Genomic DNA, 17,199 nt, shown 5'->3' with positions numbered 1-17,199 from the left:
TGAAGGGAACTCGCCGTGCGCTGGCTCAGGATTGCCATAGGCTTTACCGTTACCCTGCTGACGCTGCTCTGCATGCTCCCGGCCCAGGCCGCGCCAGGCAGTGGTTGGGCGGTATTGCTCGACGAACAGGGCGACCTGAAGCTGAGCGACATCCGCTCCGCCCGCTACACCAATCAATTCAGCCCCATCGACCTGGACCGCCTCAAGGCGGCCGAACCGGGGGGCGCGCTGTGGTTGCGCTTTCGCCTGGCGCCCGACAAACATGAACAGATCCTGCGTATCTTCGCGCCCGACCTGTCGCGCCTGAACCTCTACGTACTGGACGGCGACGCACTGATCGACCAGCAGATCGGCGGTAATGCCCAGCCTCGCACCGAGCCTTCGGTGCCCAGCAGCGACGTCATGCTGGCCCTGCCCCGCAGCGACAAGCCCCTGGATGTCTACCTCAGGCTGGCATCGCGGCACGAACTGCGTCCCTATATCACACTGCAACCGGCAATCATGGCCGCCGCCGACCAGAACCAGACCCTGATCTATGGGCTGCTGTTCGGCTGCATCGCCATGCTGATCCTGCACAACCTCACCCGCTACGCCTACACCCGCTCACGCAGTTGCCTGTGGCTGGCGGCCTGTGAAGGGCTGCTGATGCTAAGCCTGGTGCTGTTGCTGAACCTTGCGGGAGGCTGGCTACCGGACTGGCCAGCGGTGCAGACGCCTGGCGCCTACCTGGCCCTGCTGCTGACCGCGCCCTGCGGGCTGATGTTCGCCTACCGCTTTTTCGCGCCCCTGGGGCCGCACCCGCTGAATCGGCTGCTGCTGGGGGACATCGTCTTCATCATGCTGTGCTGCCTGTTGCTGCTGTTCGTCAACACGCTGCCGCTCAACATCATGACCTATGCGTTGGTGGCCCTGGCCGGCCTGAGCATGCTGTTCGTCAGCGCCTGGCACTGGCAGAAGGGCTACCGCCCGGCCCGGCTGTTCGTCGCGGCCATGGTGGTCTTCAACCTCGGCACGCTGATCATCCTGCCCGCGCTGCAAGGCCTCACCGAAGTGGCACCCCAGGGCCTGATCGTCACGTTGCTGGTGTTCATCTGCATCAGCGGCCTGCTGATGAGCGTCGCCCTGGGCGAGCGCCAGCGCTCGATCAACGAAAGTCGTTTCAGCATCAGCCGCGACCTGGCTGCCAGCAACGCCGAGATCAATGCCAAGGCGGAATTCCTGGCCAAGATCAGCCACGAGATCCGCACCCCGATGAACGGCGTGCTGGGCATGACCGAACTGTTGCTGGGCACGCCACTGTCGGTCAAGCAACGCGACTACGTGCAGACCATCCACAGCGCCGGTAACGAGCTGCTCACCCTGATCAACGAGATTCTCGACATCTCCCGGCTTGAATCCGGCCAGATCGAGCTGGACGACGTACAGTTCGATCTCAACGCGCTGATCGAGGATTGCCTGAGCATCTTCCGCGCCAAGGCCGAACAGCAGAATGTCGAACTGATCAGCTTCATCCAGCCCCAGGTACCCCGGGTAATCAGCGGCGACCCGACGCGGCTGCGCCAGGCGTTGCTGAGCCTGCTGGAAAATGCCCTGAAGAAGACCGACGAAGGCGAAGTACTGATCGTCGTGGCCCTCGACGAGCGCAGCAAGCAGCCGCGCCTGCGCATCGCGGTGCAGGACAGCGGATCGCCCATGGATGCCGAGGAGCGCGACACGCTGATGCACGCCGAATTGCACAGCAAGAACTTCCTCTCGGCCACGCGCCTGGGTGGAAACCTGGGCCTGGTCATCGCCCGCCAGCTGATCATGCTGATGCACGGCGAGTTCGGCATCAAGAGCGGCAACCAGGGCAGCACCCTGTGGCTGACCCTGCCATTGGACCCGGACCGCCTCGAACACCCGACCTCCGACCTCGACAGCCCACTGCAAGGCGCACGGGTGCTGGTGGTCGACGACAACGAAACCTGCCGCAAGGTACTGGTGCAGCAATGCAGCGCCTGGGGCCTGAACGTCAGCGCGGTGCCATCGGGCAAGGAGGCCCTGGCGCTGCTGCGCACCAAGGCGCACCTGCGCGATTATTTCGACGTGGTCCTGCTGGACCAGAACATGCCAGGCATGACCGGCATGCAACTGGCGGCCAAGATCAAGGAAGACCCGAGCCTGAACCACGATATCCTGCTGATCATGCTCACCGGCATCAGCAACGCGCCGAGCAAGATCGTGGCACGCAACAGCGGGGTCAAGCGCATCCTCGCCAAACCGGTGGCCGGTTATACCCTCAAGACCACCCTGGCCGACGAGCTGAACCAGCGCAACAGGGGCCACGCCCCCAGTTCCCCGGCAAGCGCGGGGCCTACCGCCCCGGTGAAGGTACCCAGCGACTTCCGCATCCTGGTGGCCGAGGACAACAGCATTTCCACCAAGGTCATCCGAGGCATGCTCGGCAAGCTCAACCTGCAACCCGACACCGCCAGCAACGGCGAAGAAGCCCTCAAGGCGATGAAGGAGCAGCGCTACGACCTGGTCCTGATGGATTGCGAGATGCCGATCCTCGACGGTTTTTCCGCCACCCAGCAATTGCGTGCATGGGAGATGGGCAACCAGCGGACCCGCACGCCCGTGGTCGCCCTGACAGCGCACATCCTGGCCGAACACAAGGAACGGGCCCGCCAGGCAGGGATGGACGGTCATATGGCCAAGCCGGTGGAACTGTCGCAACTGCGTGAGCTGATCGAACACTGGGTGGCCCAGCGCGAACAGCAGAACCGCACGGCGCAAACGTCCTGAGCCGACAGACGTCCCATCGCCTGATAGACTCCCGTCGTCCTTCTCTGCCTTGAGCCTCGACCATGCTCCATGTGCTGTTCAGCGTTTACCTGAAGATGCTGGTGCTCTACAGCCCCTTCTTCGTGTTGTCCTGTTTCATCAGCCTGACGCGTGGCTATTCGCGCAAGGAACAACGGCGCCTGGCCTGGAAGGTCGCGATCGCAACGCTGGTCTCCAGCGTCTTGCTGTATTTGTTCGGGCGGGTGATTTTCACTGTGTTCGGCATTACCGTGGATGCGTTCCGTATCGGCGCTGGCAGCGTGCTGTTCATCTCGGCGCTGGGGATGGCCCAGGGCAAGTCGGCCGTACAGACCGACAACGTCCAGCAGGACGTGACCATCGTCCCGCTGACCATTCCCCTGACTGTCGGCCCTGGCACCATCGGCGCCTTGCTGGTGATGGGCGTGAGCCAGCCGCACTGGGACGACAAACTCACCGCCATCGTCAGCATCGCCCTGGCCAGCTTCACTGTCGGCGTCGTGCTCTACCTGTCCAGCCGCATCGAGCGGATCCTGGGTGACCAGGGCTTGCAGATCGTCAGTCGCTTGATGGGGCTGTTTGTCTGCGCGCTGGCGGCGCAGATCATCTTCACAGGGGTGAAAGGCTATCTGGGGCCATAGCCCCGACGCCCCTTCACCCCAGCCTGCGACGGTTGAATCGCTGGCGCAGGACTTCCCTGCGGTGCTCGCCCAGGTACTCTTCGATGTCCTGCCGGAACTCTTCGTAGCGCGCCGGATTGAAGGTCACCAACGATTTGCCGCGAAAGATTTCCCGCGCCGAGGACTGCCAGTTCACGAACAGTACGCCGCCGTTACTCGAAGTACCGACCTGCCTGATCGAGGCAGACGAAGCGATCAGGGTACCGTTGGCCAACTGCTCGCAAGGGATGACCGACAGGCGCGCCCCTTCGGGCGTCTTGACCTGGCTGTTGAACAGGTTGAGGGTGTTGTTGTCCTGCTTCAGGCCGTCGATCGTGGTGTTCACCACGGCACCGAGCACCGAAGCCGCCGGCACGCTGGCCTTCACCCCGTCGATGATCCCCTTGACGATATCGCTGATGACATTGTCCATGTCCACCCGCTGGGAGCTTTCGGAGTAGCGGGTGTAGCCATCATCGGCCACGAAACACCCCAGGTCCCGCAGACAGTGAATAAAGGCGTCGTACCAGGCCAGGGTGTTCTTGCCGCGAGGCACTTCGTAGTTGGCCTCCATGATCGCCATGGTCATCAGGTTTTCCATGATCGCCATGTTGGTGAGCGACATGTTCGTGCCGTAGCCCAGCAACGCATCCCCCAGCATCAGTGCATCCAGGGCCTTGGTAGGGCTGTCATGCATTTCTGCGGAACGACGCACGCGTCGATGGGCAGAAGCCAGCGCCTTGCGCCTGTCGATACGGGCGCCGATCAGTTCAATACTTTGTTCAACGCTGATTTTACTTTCAAACTGTTCCATATAACTTTCCTTGGTTATTCAATGACCGCTCCTGCGGACCAGCGTCAATCTAATTTATTATTCAAACGCACTACAACTCCGCCCCATTACAGCGTATGTAGTTACAACCGCTCATTACAATAAAATATTCAGCCTCAAAATAAGCGGCGTTAGCCATACACACTTTTCTCTTTGCATTGTATTTATAAAAAAACATTCCCAAGGAGAATCTTCCATGAACGACGAATCATTGACCGGACTGGTCACAGGCCCTAATCTGCTGTCTTATATCGAAACGCTGTCCCTGCAGGACCACAACGATATTGCCGATTGCAACAACATCGCCACCCAATCGGCGGACCTCGGCCATGACCGCTACACCGACGCCAAGGGCTGGTTCGAAGAATATGCCCGCACCCTGAACTTCCTCGGCTGGGCGCTACATGGCGACTCCATCTTCACCCGCACGCAACATCTCGTATCGGGCTCCGTGGCCGACTTCCTGGTCCAAAGCGCCTGGTCCATGAGGGATTCGCGGCAGGCGAACGCCATGATCGACACCCTCGACGCGTTGAAGATCGAGCGCCTGGCCATGCTTTCATTCGACAATGAAACCCGGAAGGGGGAATCGTTCCAGATCATTCCGGCTCGCTACGACACCCAAAACAATCTGAACATCGCCGTGTATAAACTCCAATTGAACGTGAACATCAAGAAGCGTGGTTTTCTGTTCTGGAACTGGGAACAGCGCTCGGCCACAATCACCCAGCAACGCATCTTTTTAAGATTGGACAGGAGCGACCTGGAGCGCAAGCGCGGACTGATCAGGAACAAACTGAACGAGCAATCCATGCGGCGATTCAATTTAAGGAGAATCGCCTCATGAATGGCAGAATGATCTAATTCAGCACTTTAGGCCGTCTCAACCCACCAGGTTGCTCTCTAATACTTGCGGGACGCTCAGCAACTCTTTCAGCGTTATGCTGCCCTGAGACTTCTGCCGAGCGTCCATTCGCTTGACCAGCGTCGAAACAGCATAACGCCGATGTTCTTCAAAACTGAGCAGCACTTCTCCACGCAGATTGATATCCGCGGCATAGGCTTCTCGGAATATCACACTGTGCCCATTGTCCGGGTCGATGATTACCAGGTGTTCATCGACAAGACTCAGCAGCAGCTTTTCCGGTTCGTCCAATTCCCAGATCAGCTTGCCCGGCTCTGTCGCTGCGTTGTCCAGGGTATGCCGGCAGTTGAGAATGACCGACTCGAGCCTCAACCAGGCCGCTTTCGACAATCGGTAGCTCTGCGTGCCTTGCCCCATGCGCAGGACCAGGGTCGTGATGCCGTCGGGCATGAGCGGCAGGAAATCGTCGATCTTGGTCTGCCCTTCCATGACCATGACCTCGCCAACGCGCTGCACATAACTGAGGGGCCCCGCATGCCCGATGTCCGGATAGGTCAGCAGTTTTCCATGGCGGCCTTCGTGAATCAGCAGGTTGGTTTGCTTCTTCGTCCCAAGCACTTCGAAGGACTCGGGAATCGCGGTCCGTGGAACCCGTATCAGGCGTTTGCTCTGGGTGACGAACCATTTCAGGTTATCGGGATCCTCCACCGACAACAGCGGGCCATGGAAAGGATACTCCAGCAATCGCTTGAGTCCTTCATGCTCGCGCCCCCCCTGAGCGATGCTCCACTCCAGCGTGACACCGGTGATGAACGCCGGCTCCGGCTCTCGCAACGAGACCACCACGCCTTCGAATGTCACGCCACGCAAGCCAGCCCCTTCGACCGTCAGTTCGGCGAACTGCCAGGGCGCCCATACACGTTGCGGGACGGGCAGGGCGTCAGCCTGCAACAATTGCGAGCCTTCGCCAAAGGCCGGCTCCAGGCGTTGCGGATCGATGAACGCCTGGCGATAGACTTCACCATTTGAAACATTGAACAGCCAGGCCGCCTCGCCGTCCGGAGTCGTCCTGAGCAGTCGCAACTCCTTGCCATGCCCCGGGTCGATCAACAGCAATCTGTTGTCGATGTACCAGGCCCCCAGCTTCGCATCCCCCTTGAAGTTGGCCAGGCCGATCAAGGCGAGGGGCCTGCCCGGATAGCGCCGGGCCAACGGGTCCAGTGCCGACCACCAGTACGCGCGGTCCTTGAACCAATGTTCGGTCACACCGCCCAGTTCCTGGCGTCCCTGGTCCGTCAGGTTGTAGAACAGGCCATCGGACATCAGTGCCAGATAGCCGTCCTCGACGGCGATGATATTGTCCAGTTTCTCAGAGCGTAGCCATCGGTTGGACCACTGCCCTTTTCCCTCCACCAGGGTGCGCTGCCTGCGGCACAGCTCCTGCCTGGTCCTGTCGTAGATGACGAACACATCGCTCCCCTGCGCCGGTGTGAGCAGCGTCAGATCGGTGAGGTTCTTGATCGAGTCCGGCCACCCACGGTAATGATTGCGTCTCGGCGAGGGGCGGATGATCAACTGATCGCTGCGGCGAACCCAGGCCATGTCTCGCAACGTCTCGTCGATCTTCCAGCAGACCGAAACAAAGGGGGCCGGCTGCCAGTTGACGGTGGCATAGGTACGGTCAGCGACGTACGGTGTAAAGGGGTAGCCAGCACCCAGTACCTGCGACCAGTCGGCCAGCGTTTCGCTGGCGCTGAACACCGATTCAAGCGTCGGATCGAGATCCCGGGTCACGGAACTCAGCAGCAGTTGCCCATCGTGGACGACATAGACCAGCACCTCGGTGGTCTGGTCCTCGCGGGTGATTTCCTGCGCCACATGCACCACCCCCTGGGCATCCGCCTCGACACTTTTGATGATCGTCTGCCTGTCTTTCGCAGGCCATAGCCAATAACGGTGGCTCAGCAGCCCGGTGACCGCATCGACTTGCCAGACGATCAGGTTCGCCGGTTCGAAAAAGTAGGCGTAGCGGCCCGCCACGGTCCCCAGGATCGCATCCTCGGCACCCGGTACGTCGTCGCGGATATACAGGAAACGATCTTCCCGGGCGTCATACCAGGCCGTGAGATAACGGGGCTCGTCCGGCTTTTCGAACGGAACCAGATAGTGGTGCACAGGCGTGTAGGGCATCACCAGGCGATGCTCGCGGGCCAGGGCCTTGAGGTGCGCCTGCAACACCTGCCGATCCATGCCTGGCGGCACGTCCTGCTCGATGAGGGCCAGCTTGAGCTGCGTCATCTCGACCTGGAACACCTGATTCCCGCTGATGCGCAGCAATATGGCGTGGCGGCGCGTCCCCGTGAAGTTCACCTGGACATCGCCAACGAACATCCTGGTGTAGCGCTCGAGCCGGATATCGTCCTCGCTGGCCCAAGGAGCGTCCAGCACCCAACTGGCCTCCTGCAGGCTCAACGACTCCAGGGTGAGGCTCACGCCAGGATTGAGCGTTACCGCACAGCGTTTGCCGGCGCTGCGGATCTGATAGGCGATCTTCCCGCGCCAGTCCGTGGGGATGGCAGGCACCACCAGTGAACGCTCGTGGTCGTCGAGCAGCACATCGATGACCGTTGGCCGGTAATCCGGGACCAGGCGGTACAGGATGTAGTCGCTGGGAAACGAATAGAACGAAAACAGGAACAGCCAGCCGCCATCGGCTTTCCTCTTCTCCAGGCGCCGTGCCGTGTCGAACCCGGCATCATGGCGCAGGCTGGCGAATGGCAGCGCCTTGTACTCATAGCGATAGCAGGCTTGCGGCGTGCCGGGCAGCATGATGGCCTGTCCGGCGGGCGGTGTGAACATGACCCGACCGGGCAGGCGCAATTCGCTGCGGATGTCGATCGAACGGTCATAGTCGAGATCGAACGTCGGCACACCGAAATGATCCCGCAACGGGTACAACCTGGGACTGTCCAGCTGAAGTTGGCCGCGCGCCAGGTCCAGTGTCCGGACAATCAACGAGGCGTTCGGGAGCCACGCGTTGCCATGGGCGTCAAACCGATAGGGCTGCAGATGCGCCTTTGTCATCTCGTCGAAGAACAGCCCGACCTGCTTGGCTTCTTCGGCAATGGTCGCGAACCCCTGGGCCAACGCCGCCACCCCCACCGCCAACCCGCCCAGGATCACCCCCGCCCCGCCTAGAAAAGCCCCTGCGGTGGCGGAGCCCGCAGCGAGTGCTCCGGCCGACAACACCAGGCCGGCCGAGTCGAACGCCAATTGAGTACCGAACTGGGCACGTGCGACTTCGTTGGTCGCGGTGGCCAACTGATAGATGTCGAACCCGACATTCGCCAGTTGCAGCAGGCCGCCGGTCGCTTCGCTCAAGCCAGACCCCACGGCCGCCTTGACCACGGGAGCGACGGTGCGGGCGATCAGTTTCTCTTCTGCCAGCGCCTGGCGGACCAGCCCGACCAGGCCCGCCACATCGGACACGACGCCATGCACCAATTGCGCGTAATTGACATAGGCGTGCAGCCGGACTGCCAGGGACAGCGGTCGATCAGGCCCTTCATGCGCGGTCAGCGCCATCATCAGCGCCTGGATGGCGAAGCCGGCATTGAGGGTGTGGACACTGCCCACCTCGGCAGGATCGCTGGGCAGGGAAGGCTTGTTGGCCAAGGCCAGGAAGCGTTCCGACAGGTAGCTCTTGATCCGCAGGAGCCGGTGGTCATCCGACGTGACCCGCACCAGGTGCTCGGGCTCTTCAGGATCGATCAGGCTCACCCGGTACGTGCCATCCGACATGATCTCCAGGGTCTCGAACAAAGGCACGAGCCGGGGGGCCAACTGATCCTGCTGACGCAGGCCGGTCGTCACTTGCGCGATCTGTTGTCCCCACCAATGACCATCCAGCGCCAGCAGGCAACTGCCGAGTCGGGGATTGCTCATCAGCGACTGCCCACGGGCAGAGGCCAGCCGCTGTTGGACAGGATGTTGCGCCTGTCCTGGCAAGGCACCGGGATGCAGCAGGTCCGAGACCTTGATCGCACCCGGTAACGCAATTTTCGACACGCGCGTACCGTCCAGTTCAAGCAGATCGAAGGTGGGACGCGTCGCGTCGCCGTAGGCGGCGTAATAGCCGGCCATTCCCTGATCGAGGAAAAACCGCTCCAGCGCTTGCCTGAACCGCGTGGCGTGCTCGAACTCGAAGACACCGAAATTCGGATCGTAGAAATGATAGGTACTGCGCTCGCCTTCGACAGTCCTGGCCACCAGCATGGCGTGGTTGTCGGAGCTGAGCATCAACGTGCTGGTGGTGGTCCTGGCCTGCAACGCCTCCACGACCTGCTTCAGGTCCGAGCGCGCCAGCGCGCTGCCGACGTCACCGACCTGCACCTCACGCAATGCTTCCACCCCTTGCAGGAAGGTCACGCAATCGCTTGCCTCGGGCTCGATGGCTCCCAGGTAGAAGCGCTCGCGCAAGGTGTTGACCGCCGCTTTTCCCGTCGACAAGGCCGCCGCCATGGCCAGGGTCAATGGATAGCAACGTCCGCCCACCCTGTCCCCTTCGCCCTGCAGCAGCAGATCCTGGGGCACAGGCTTGGTCACGTCGGCCTCGAAACCATCCAGTACGACTCCGACACGCTCGGTGACCCGGATACGGAACTCGAGCTGCGCCAGTCGCTGGATCCGGGCCACTTGGCGCCCCCACTGGCGCAATGTCAGCGGCCGCTCCAAGGCGTCTTTCTTCAGGCCCAGGGCAGTGTCCGAATGCAGGAGCGAATATTCGACCGGGTCAGCCAGTCCGGCCAGGAATGCCGGCGCCTGCTGTCGGTACAACGCCTGCTCGATCATGGCGTAGCTGCCCACGGTCCCCCGCTCGCCAAGGTTGTTGGCCAGGTTGTCCAGGTGCGGGCGAAGTGCATCGAAGTTGCGGTTGTCCAGGGACTTCGCGCCGATCAAGGTACCCAACAGCAGGCGTTGCAAGGGGCTCAACTGGACCACGTCGAGATCGCCATCGGCGAGCTGGCCCAGCACTTCGGCAACAGAAAGCCGCTGCGTCTGCGGATCGCCCAACGAGGCAGGCGCCAACAGGCTGGAACCTTGGGCGCGAATTGCCTGGCGCGCATCGAAACTCAGCGGTATGGGCTGGTCGAAGGCCACCACGCCGGTATGGCTGCGCCCCATCATCGCCATGAAAGGCTCGCCCAACTGATCGGCCAGATGCTGCAGCAAGTCGGTGGACAGCACGTGACGCCCTTCAACCACCGGCCAGCCTTCATCGAACTGAAGCGTGCGGTATTTGAGCAGTTCCGCCAGCTCACCGGCGTAACGCGCCTGGAAGAGGCCCTGTTGCCAGCGTTTTTTCTCATTGCCCAGCCATTGCACGACGTCGCTTTCGTTTTCTTTCCAGGAATGGTCCAGTTCTTCCTCGGTGGCCCGGTTCACCGTTGCGACAGCAGGTATGGCGAGCTCGCTACTCCATCCTTCGGCACTTCGAGGGGTGAAATTTGCCTTCTGATAATCCAGCATGGCGGCGCGCATGGCTCCGGGCCCGGTCAGGTAGATGGTCACTTCGCTCTGGGGGCGGATGCCGTCGCTGTAGTAAGTGGCGGCGGCCTGAGCCAGGAAAGAAATCGCCATCTCCTCTTCCGGAGGTAGCTCGTGCAAGTTGCCGAAGATCGCTGTCGCGGCCTGGGAAGCAAGCTGTTCCATGGTGCGGATATCGGTGAAGGCAACGTTTTGCTCATCGGCCAGGTGCGCGGTGGCATCGACGAGTTCATAGTTGAGCCTGAAGCGGTCGATGACGGTCTTGAGCATCGCCGCCCCTGGATGAGCCATCAGGAACGCGTTGCTCATCGAATGCTGCTCGGCTACAGCGCGCAGTTCGTAAGGCCGGGCGAGACGCTGCGCCGGTATGCGAAATACCTGCTTGAGCCCGGGCTTGCTGTCGGCGAAACGCTCGAGGGCCTCACGACTTTGCAATGGGACCTGGTCCTGATAGTCCTTGTATCGGCTGCGTAATGCCTGGCGACCCGGCATCCACTCAGGGTTGCGATCGAGCAACAGTTGCAGCACGCCCAGGCGGGCGTCCGTCTGGAAGGCGCTGATATCCACAGCGCCCAGTTTATCCAGCAAAGGCGGCAGGTTATCGACGTCAGCGTAGAACCCGCCTTCGCCGAAAAGCGCTTCTACACGCACGACATCCGAGCCGGAAGCCAGGTTGCAACGCAGGTTGATCTCCCGCTCGTAGATATCCTGCAACTGCAAGGGGGCCTCGCCCCGGGCAAGATCGCGCAATGCCAGGCTCCCTTCGGCCACTGCCGAAAGGCTGAGCAGGTTGGCCGCCTTCAAGGCCGTCAGCCGAGCCTTGTCCTGGCCATAGGCTCGGACCAGCAGATCGATCCTCGCGTCATCGGCGCTACCGCCGCTTTCCACCACATCCTTGATATGCGCAAACATCTGCTGCTTCAGGACAATCACCCGCTCTTCGTAGCGGTCGCCCAATTCAAATGCATCGGTAATGTCCAATGCACCATTGAGCATGGCATCGGCCTTGGCGGCTTCGACAATGATCCGATTGGTTTCATAAGCCAACAACGCATCGCTGTCATACCAGAGATTAAGTTGATAACCATCGTCGACCATCACCTTTTGCCAGATATTTATATAGTTGCGCTGAATAGCGCCAATGCCGCCTCCCAGCCAGACGAAATGCAACTTTTTCGGAACTTCGAGCGCCGCTGCCCTCAACTGTTCGACGCTGTTTTGCAGACGCGCCTCAAAACTTTCGACGGCAGTGCAGATGTGCGCCAGGTCCATCGACTCGGCAGCGCCGGACGGCGCCGGTTCCGCCGTGCGCCGATGACGTCCGACGCCCTGGAATGCCTTCAACGCCTGCTTGAGCAACCCGAGCGGCTCCAACATCGATGGCGAATCCAGCGAGGCGATACAGCCAAAGTAATAACGCAGCACCGCCTCGTATCGATCAGTGCCTTTATGCGGCATCAATGCCTGTTCAAGATCCTTGAGTTTCAATAAACCCATGAAATCGACGTAACCCTGCGTCGATTTTATTCCGCTCTCACTCATCACCAATAATTCCATTTATTGCATACGAACATGCCGAAGCCGGTTTTCGGCAACAGCAAACTGCACGTGCATCCAGGCACGTGGACATAAACTTTCAGAACGCAGTACGCCCGATAAGGTGGCGCAAAACTAACTCACCACTCTTCGTCGTTCAAACCGAATGAATTACCAAATAAAAACCGAACAGCATGTAACCAGCCAAACTTATCGACAACTTGCTGTTTTACCGACCGCATGCAACCAAGCAGACCTCGGGGTGATGGCAGCCCGAGCGGGCTGCCGAGTTGCATCAAAGAGGCTTTTCGCCGTACCAGCGTGGGGTATATACCCAGTCGCCACCTTCGGCGCGAGGAAAGACACAGGTGGTGGAAGAGCCCACCAGCACCATGGTGCGCATATCCACCTGGTCCGGCGTCAATTGGCCCAGTGTGGTGACCCGCAGCGTCTGGCCCGGGCGCGCGATGTCGCGCCCCAGGACCACCGGCGTCTCAGGGCTGCGATGGTGCGCGACGATTTCCAGCGCTCGTCCCAGTTGCCAGGGCCGCGACCGGGAAATCGGGTTATAGAACGCCAGGGCCAGGTCTGCCTGTGCGGCCAGGTCCAGACGCTTCTCGATGACCGACCAGGGCTTGAGGTTGTCCGACAGCGACATCACGCAGAAATCGTGCCCCAGGGGCGCACCGGCCTGGGCGGCCGTAGCCAGGGAGGCCGAGACGCCCGGCAGGATCTGCAGATCGACGTTGTGCCAGTGGACATCCGGCGACTCATGGAGCGCTTCCAGCACCGCTGCCGCCATGGCGAACACGCCTGGATCGCCGGACGATACCACCACCACGCGTCGGCCCTGGGCGGCCAGCTCGAAGGCATGCCGGGCACGCTGCATTTCTTCACGGTTGTCGGTGCAATGCTGCACCTGATCGGCCCGGAACGGCCCCGCCATCCGCACATAGGTTTCATAGCCCAGCACATCGGTGGCCAGGTCGAGTTCGGCGCGTACCGCCGGCACCATCAACTGCGCCGCTCCAGGCCCCAGGCCGATCACCGCCAGACGCCCCCGGGGACGGCCGATCCGTTGCGGGTCGACGGGGTGCTTGGCCACAGCGATGGCCAGGTCATCGGTGACCCGTAGCGATGCCGGTTGGCCGAGGGACTCGCTCATCCACCGGGCAATATCGTTACCGGCCGGGGCGAAGCGCAGCGGCACCTCCAGTGCCGAGGCCGCCTGATGCAACCCGGGACGCGCCATGTCGGTGTCAGGGGCCAGCAGGCACGCCAGCGATTGCACCGCCAGGCCCTCCTGGCGCAAGGCATCTGCGACGACAGTGGCAACCTCTGACCTGCCTGTCCTTATCGCCACCACCACCTGGCGCGGGTAGATGCGCAACTCGTCAGGCGACGGCGGGGCCGCACTGCAATCGATACGGATCGCCAGGCGCGCCTGAGCGTCCTGGGGCAACTGCGCCTGGTCCAGCCAGGATGCGGCGCCTTCGATGCGCACCGTCTCGCCGGCCAGCAGGTCGGAGACAAAGCGCTTGCCCTGTTCAAGGTCGCCAAGGCGATAGCCGCCCGGCGGATTCAACAGGCAAGTGCCGAAACGCAATTCGCCGCTGGTGGTGATCGCCGCAGCGACCTGCAGGGTATCGGCAATCTCCCGGGCCAGGACATTGACGCCGCCCAGGCCGCCCAGCAGCGGCACCACGGCACTGCCGTCTTCCGCCACTGCCAGCACCGGCGGCTCCGCGCCTTTTTCCAGCAACAGCGGCGCCAGGGTACGGATGACGATGCCGGCCGCGCACAGGGCGATGATCGGCGTGTCTTGTTGATAAAGCTCGCGCAGCGTCGCGCCAAACTCGGTGTAGGAGCGATCCACACCCTCGACCCGCCCGGCCAGACCGTGAATCAACGCGTCGGGATAGCGCTGCTGGATCCGCCGGGCCGTTGCGAGGCTGCCCGGGCCGAGGATGACGATTGCCGCAGTCCTGGACGTCATCCTTGCCACCGCTCGCCCGGCACGATGATCAGCGAGAAGTACGGCGAGGACATCGGCTCGACTTCATCCAGCGGCACGATCTTCTGATTGGCCATGGTAGCCCGCTCGACGTAGAGCGCCCGCCCGTCCAGGCCCAGCTCACCGAGCACCTGGCGGACCTTGGGGAAGTTGCGCCCCAGCTTCATGATCACCGCCGCATCGGCATCGGCCAGGCGGCGCTTGAGTTCCTCATGGGGCAGCACACCGGACAGCACCGACAGGCTCTGGTTGCGATACACCAGCGGCGCTCCCAGTACCGAGGCCCCGCCCAGCATCGAACAGACGCCGGGAATGACTTCGGCCACATAGCGCTCGGCCAGGCGATCGTGCAGGTACATGTAGGAGCCATAGAAGAACGGATCGCCTTCGCAGATCACCGCCACGTCGCGACCGGCATCCAGATGCACCGCCAATTGCTGGGCGGCGGTATCGTAGAAATCGGCGATCACCTGTTCATAGGACAACGGCGCCGGCAGCGCCTCGGTAGTGACCGGGTAGACCAGTGGCAGCAACGTCTGCTCGGCTTGCAGATGGCTTTCGATGATGCCGAAGGCATTGCCTTTCTTGCCCTTGGCAACGAAGTACGCCACCACCGGCGACTCCCGCAGCAGGCGCAGCGCCTTGAGCGTGATCAGTTCAGGATCACCGGGGCCCACGCCGAGGCCGATCAGACGTCCAGGCTGCTGCATCATTCAATCTCCGTGGCGAGGGCGTTGACAGCGGCGGCGGCCATGGCGCTGCCGCCAAGCCGGCCTTGCATGATCACGAACGGCACGCCACGACTGTCGGCCGCCAGCATCGCCTTGGACTCGGCGGCACCGACGAAGCCCACCGGGAATCCCAGGATCAACGCTGGTTTCGGCGCGCCGGCATCGAGCATCTCCAACAGGTAGAACAGCGCGGTCGGCGCGTTGCCGATCACCACGACACTGCCTTCCAGGTGCGGGCGCCACAGCTCCAGGGCCGCTGCCGAACGGGTATTGCCCAGCTCATGGGCCAGTTGCGGCACGCGCTCGTCACGCAATGTGCAGATCACCGGATTGTTGGCAGGCAGCCGGGCCCGGGTCACCCCCTCGGACACCATGCGCGCATCGCAAAGGATCGGCGCACCGGCGGCCAGCGCCTGGCGCCCGGCGGTACCCGCGCCCTCGGAAAACTGCAGGCCATCCACGGCCTCGACCATGCCGCAGGCGTGTATGACCCGCACGGCGAGTTTTTCCAGGTCGGCCGGGATACGCGCCAGGTTCGCCTCGGCGCGAATGATCGCGAAGGAGTTGCGATAGATCTCCTGACCGTCGCGGATGTAATCAAGCATCAAGGGGACTCCGGGGGTGAGCGTCGAGCCAGTGGCCGACCGACTCGATTGTCAGGTTGTGCGCCTGCAACGCGCCGAAACCCGGCAGCGCGGCATCGCGAAGATAGAGGTCGTAACGACCGGGGGCGACCGCCAGCAGGGTGACGGGCGCGATATGGGCCGCCGCGCAGGAACGCGGGCAGCCGGACAAATGGACTTTCAAGGCGCGGCCCTGGCCATGCAGCCGTTCAGCCAATTGCCAGGCATCGGCCTTGGTGTCGGCCAGGGCCTTGCCGCAACCACTGGAGCCGGTGCAGGCGATAAGGTGCGCCAGGGGGCGGGCGAGCGAGCCCACCAGGCCCAGCTCTTCGAGCCGCGCCAGCACTTCGTCCGCGTCCTGGCGGTCGATGTTGGGCAACAACAGGCTTTGCCAGGGGGTCAGGCGCAGGCTGCCATCGCCCTTGTCCCGAGCCAGTTGCGCCGCGCCGCGCAGCATGGCGGCGTCGAGCCGCCCCAAGGGGGGCGCGGCGCCGACGTAGAATCGCTCGTCGTGCTGAGAATGGATGCCGATGTGCAATCCATCCTCGGACGGGAGACGTCGCCAGTCACCGCATGGTTGCAGGGGGACGCGTTGAGCCAATCGAGCGATGAACGCATCCACCGTGATTTGCGCCAGCAGGTGGCGCATGCGCGTCTGGTCCGGGCGGGCCAGGTCGAGAAACAGTTCCAGCACCGCCACCACCAGGGCGTGCCCCTGTCCCAGCGGCACCCTCCCGGCCGGCTTATCCAGTGGCGAGCCGGCCAACCCGAAAGCCAGCCAAGGCTCACCGTCCTGGACCAGGGCTGACAGCCACAGGTCGTGAGGGTGTTCGAGCATCGCCATGGCCTCTGCGCCGTCCAGTTGCACGGCGAACTTGGCCGACAGCTCATGAAAACGTTCATGGGTCTGCAGGGTGAGCAGGATCCGCGCGGCCAGCGGCCGGGTGTCGATCAGCATCTGCCGGTCGATCCCGGCCGACGGGCTGAGCATCAGGTTGCGGACATCGTCACCGGCCGGTTTATGAGGGCCGAGGCCGACGGCCAGCAGTTGGGCGATCAGGGCCTCCTGCTCGAGGCCGATCCCGCGGATCTGCAGGTTGGCACGATTGGTCGCCTCGATGACGCCACCGGCAAACCGCTCGGCCGCCGACGCCACGGCTTCAGCCTGGACTGCCTGGATGGACCCGCCGTCGAGCTTGATCCGACAGATCCCGCCGTCCAGCGCCTGGACGACACGCAGCAACCCCGGACAACCCGAGGGGCGGATGACGCAGGAGGATGGACGTTCGTTCAAGGGAAACCGGTCAATGAGGCACGCCACGGCGGCGAAGGACGGCCATTATGCCTGCTTTGCCGGGGGTCATGAAAAGCTTGCCGGTCGGATTGCGCAACCCCCTTGCCAATCGCGTCCCTCACGGCCTGGCCGACGACCTCGCCAGCGAGTTTCTGCCGAAGGCAGACAAGCCCCCGGAGCGTGGGATCCCGTCGCCTGCCTCGTAGTACTTTTTACCTTTAAAAACAGTGACATGAATTGAAACCAGGACTGGTTTGAACAAGTCGGAAAACACCGCTTTATTCAAAGGGCAG

9 protein-coding genes are annotated in these 17,199 nt (G+C 62.4%); 3 read left to right on the top strand and 6 right to left on the bottom strand.

The genetic code is table 11. The annotated features are described in order from the left end of the window. Window positions 1–15 precede the first annotated feature (15 nt). Both AC1M7R_RS14405 and AC1M7R_RS14400 read left to right on the top strand, forming a co-directional pair. A complete protein-coding gene (locus AC1M7R_RS14405; protein WP_072397833.1) occupies window positions 16–2,787 on the top strand; it encodes a hybrid sensor histidine kinase/response regulator in 2,772 nt (923 codons plus the stop codon). A gap of 62 nt (window positions 2,788–2,849) precedes the next feature. After that, entirely contained in the window at window positions 2,850–3,446 is a 597-nt protein-coding gene (locus tag AC1M7R_RS14400; protein ID WP_072397834.1) for a MarC family protein, read from the top strand. A gap of 13 nt (window positions 3,447–3,459) precedes the next feature. Here the strand turns inward: AC1M7R_RS14400 and AC1M7R_RS14395 are convergent, their stop codons facing one another. Beyond that, a complete protein-coding gene (locus AC1M7R_RS14395; protein WP_072397835.1) occupies window positions 3,460–4,278 on the bottom strand; it encodes a hypothetical protein in 819 nt (272 codons plus the stop codon). A 214-nt stretch (window positions 4,279–4,492) separates the two neighbouring features. Between AC1M7R_RS14395 and AC1M7R_RS14390 the strand changes: the two genes are divergently transcribed. Continuing rightward, window positions 4,493–5,143 (top strand): hypothetical protein, encoded by a 651-nt coding sequence (locus AC1M7R_RS14390; protein ID WP_490609700.1) that lies wholly within the window; start codon window positions 4,493–4,495, stop codon window positions 5,141–5,143. A 36-nt stretch (window positions 5,144–5,179) separates the two neighbouring features. Here the strand turns inward: AC1M7R_RS14390 and AC1M7R_RS14385 are convergent, their stop codons facing one another. From AC1M7R_RS14385 to cobG, 5 genes are all read right to left on the bottom strand, one after another. Further along, window positions 5,180–12,250, bottom strand: coding sequence for a TcdA/TcdB pore-forming domain-containing protein (locus tag AC1M7R_RS14385; protein ID WP_490609699.1), 7,071 nt, complete (start codon window positions 12,248–12,250; stop codon window positions 5,180–5,182). Between the two features lie 289 nt (window positions 12,251–12,539). Then, window positions 12,540–14,240, bottom strand: a complete 1,701-nt coding sequence (gene cobJ, locus AC1M7R_RS14380) for a precorrin-3B C(17)-methyltransferase (RefSeq protein ID WP_165887915.1) — start codon at window positions 14,238–14,240, stop codon at window positions 12,540–12,542. After that, on the bottom strand, window positions 14,237–14,968 hold the full coding sequence (locus AC1M7R_RS14375; protein ID WP_072397839.1) for a precorrin-2 C(20)-methyltransferase: 732 nt from the start codon (window positions 14,966–14,968) through the stop codon (window positions 14,237–14,239). Before AC1M7R_RS14375 ends, cobJ begins: the two co-directional genes overlap by 4 nt. Next, on the bottom strand, window positions 14,968–15,594 hold the full coding sequence (locus tag AC1M7R_RS14370; protein ID WP_072397840.1) for a precorrin-8X methylmutase: 627 nt from the start codon (window positions 15,592–15,594) through the stop codon (window positions 14,968–14,970). The genes AC1M7R_RS14375 and AC1M7R_RS14370 overlap by 1 nt, the downstream gene beginning before the upstream one ends. Then, window positions 15,587–16,906: a precorrin-3B synthase gene (gene cobG / locus AC1M7R_RS14365; RefSeq protein WP_072397841.1), complete on the bottom strand. Its 1,320-nt coding sequence runs from the start codon at window positions 16,904–16,906 to the stop codon at window positions 15,587–15,589. The genes AC1M7R_RS14370 and cobG overlap by 8 nt, the downstream gene beginning before the upstream one ends. Between the last annotated feature and the right edge of the window lie 293 nt (window positions 16,907–17,199).

The organism is Pseudomonas sp. MS01C9 (assembly GCF_058202755.1).
Note: the sequence above shows the minus strand (reverse complement) of the source record. Positions and strands in the feature narration are given on the sequence as shown.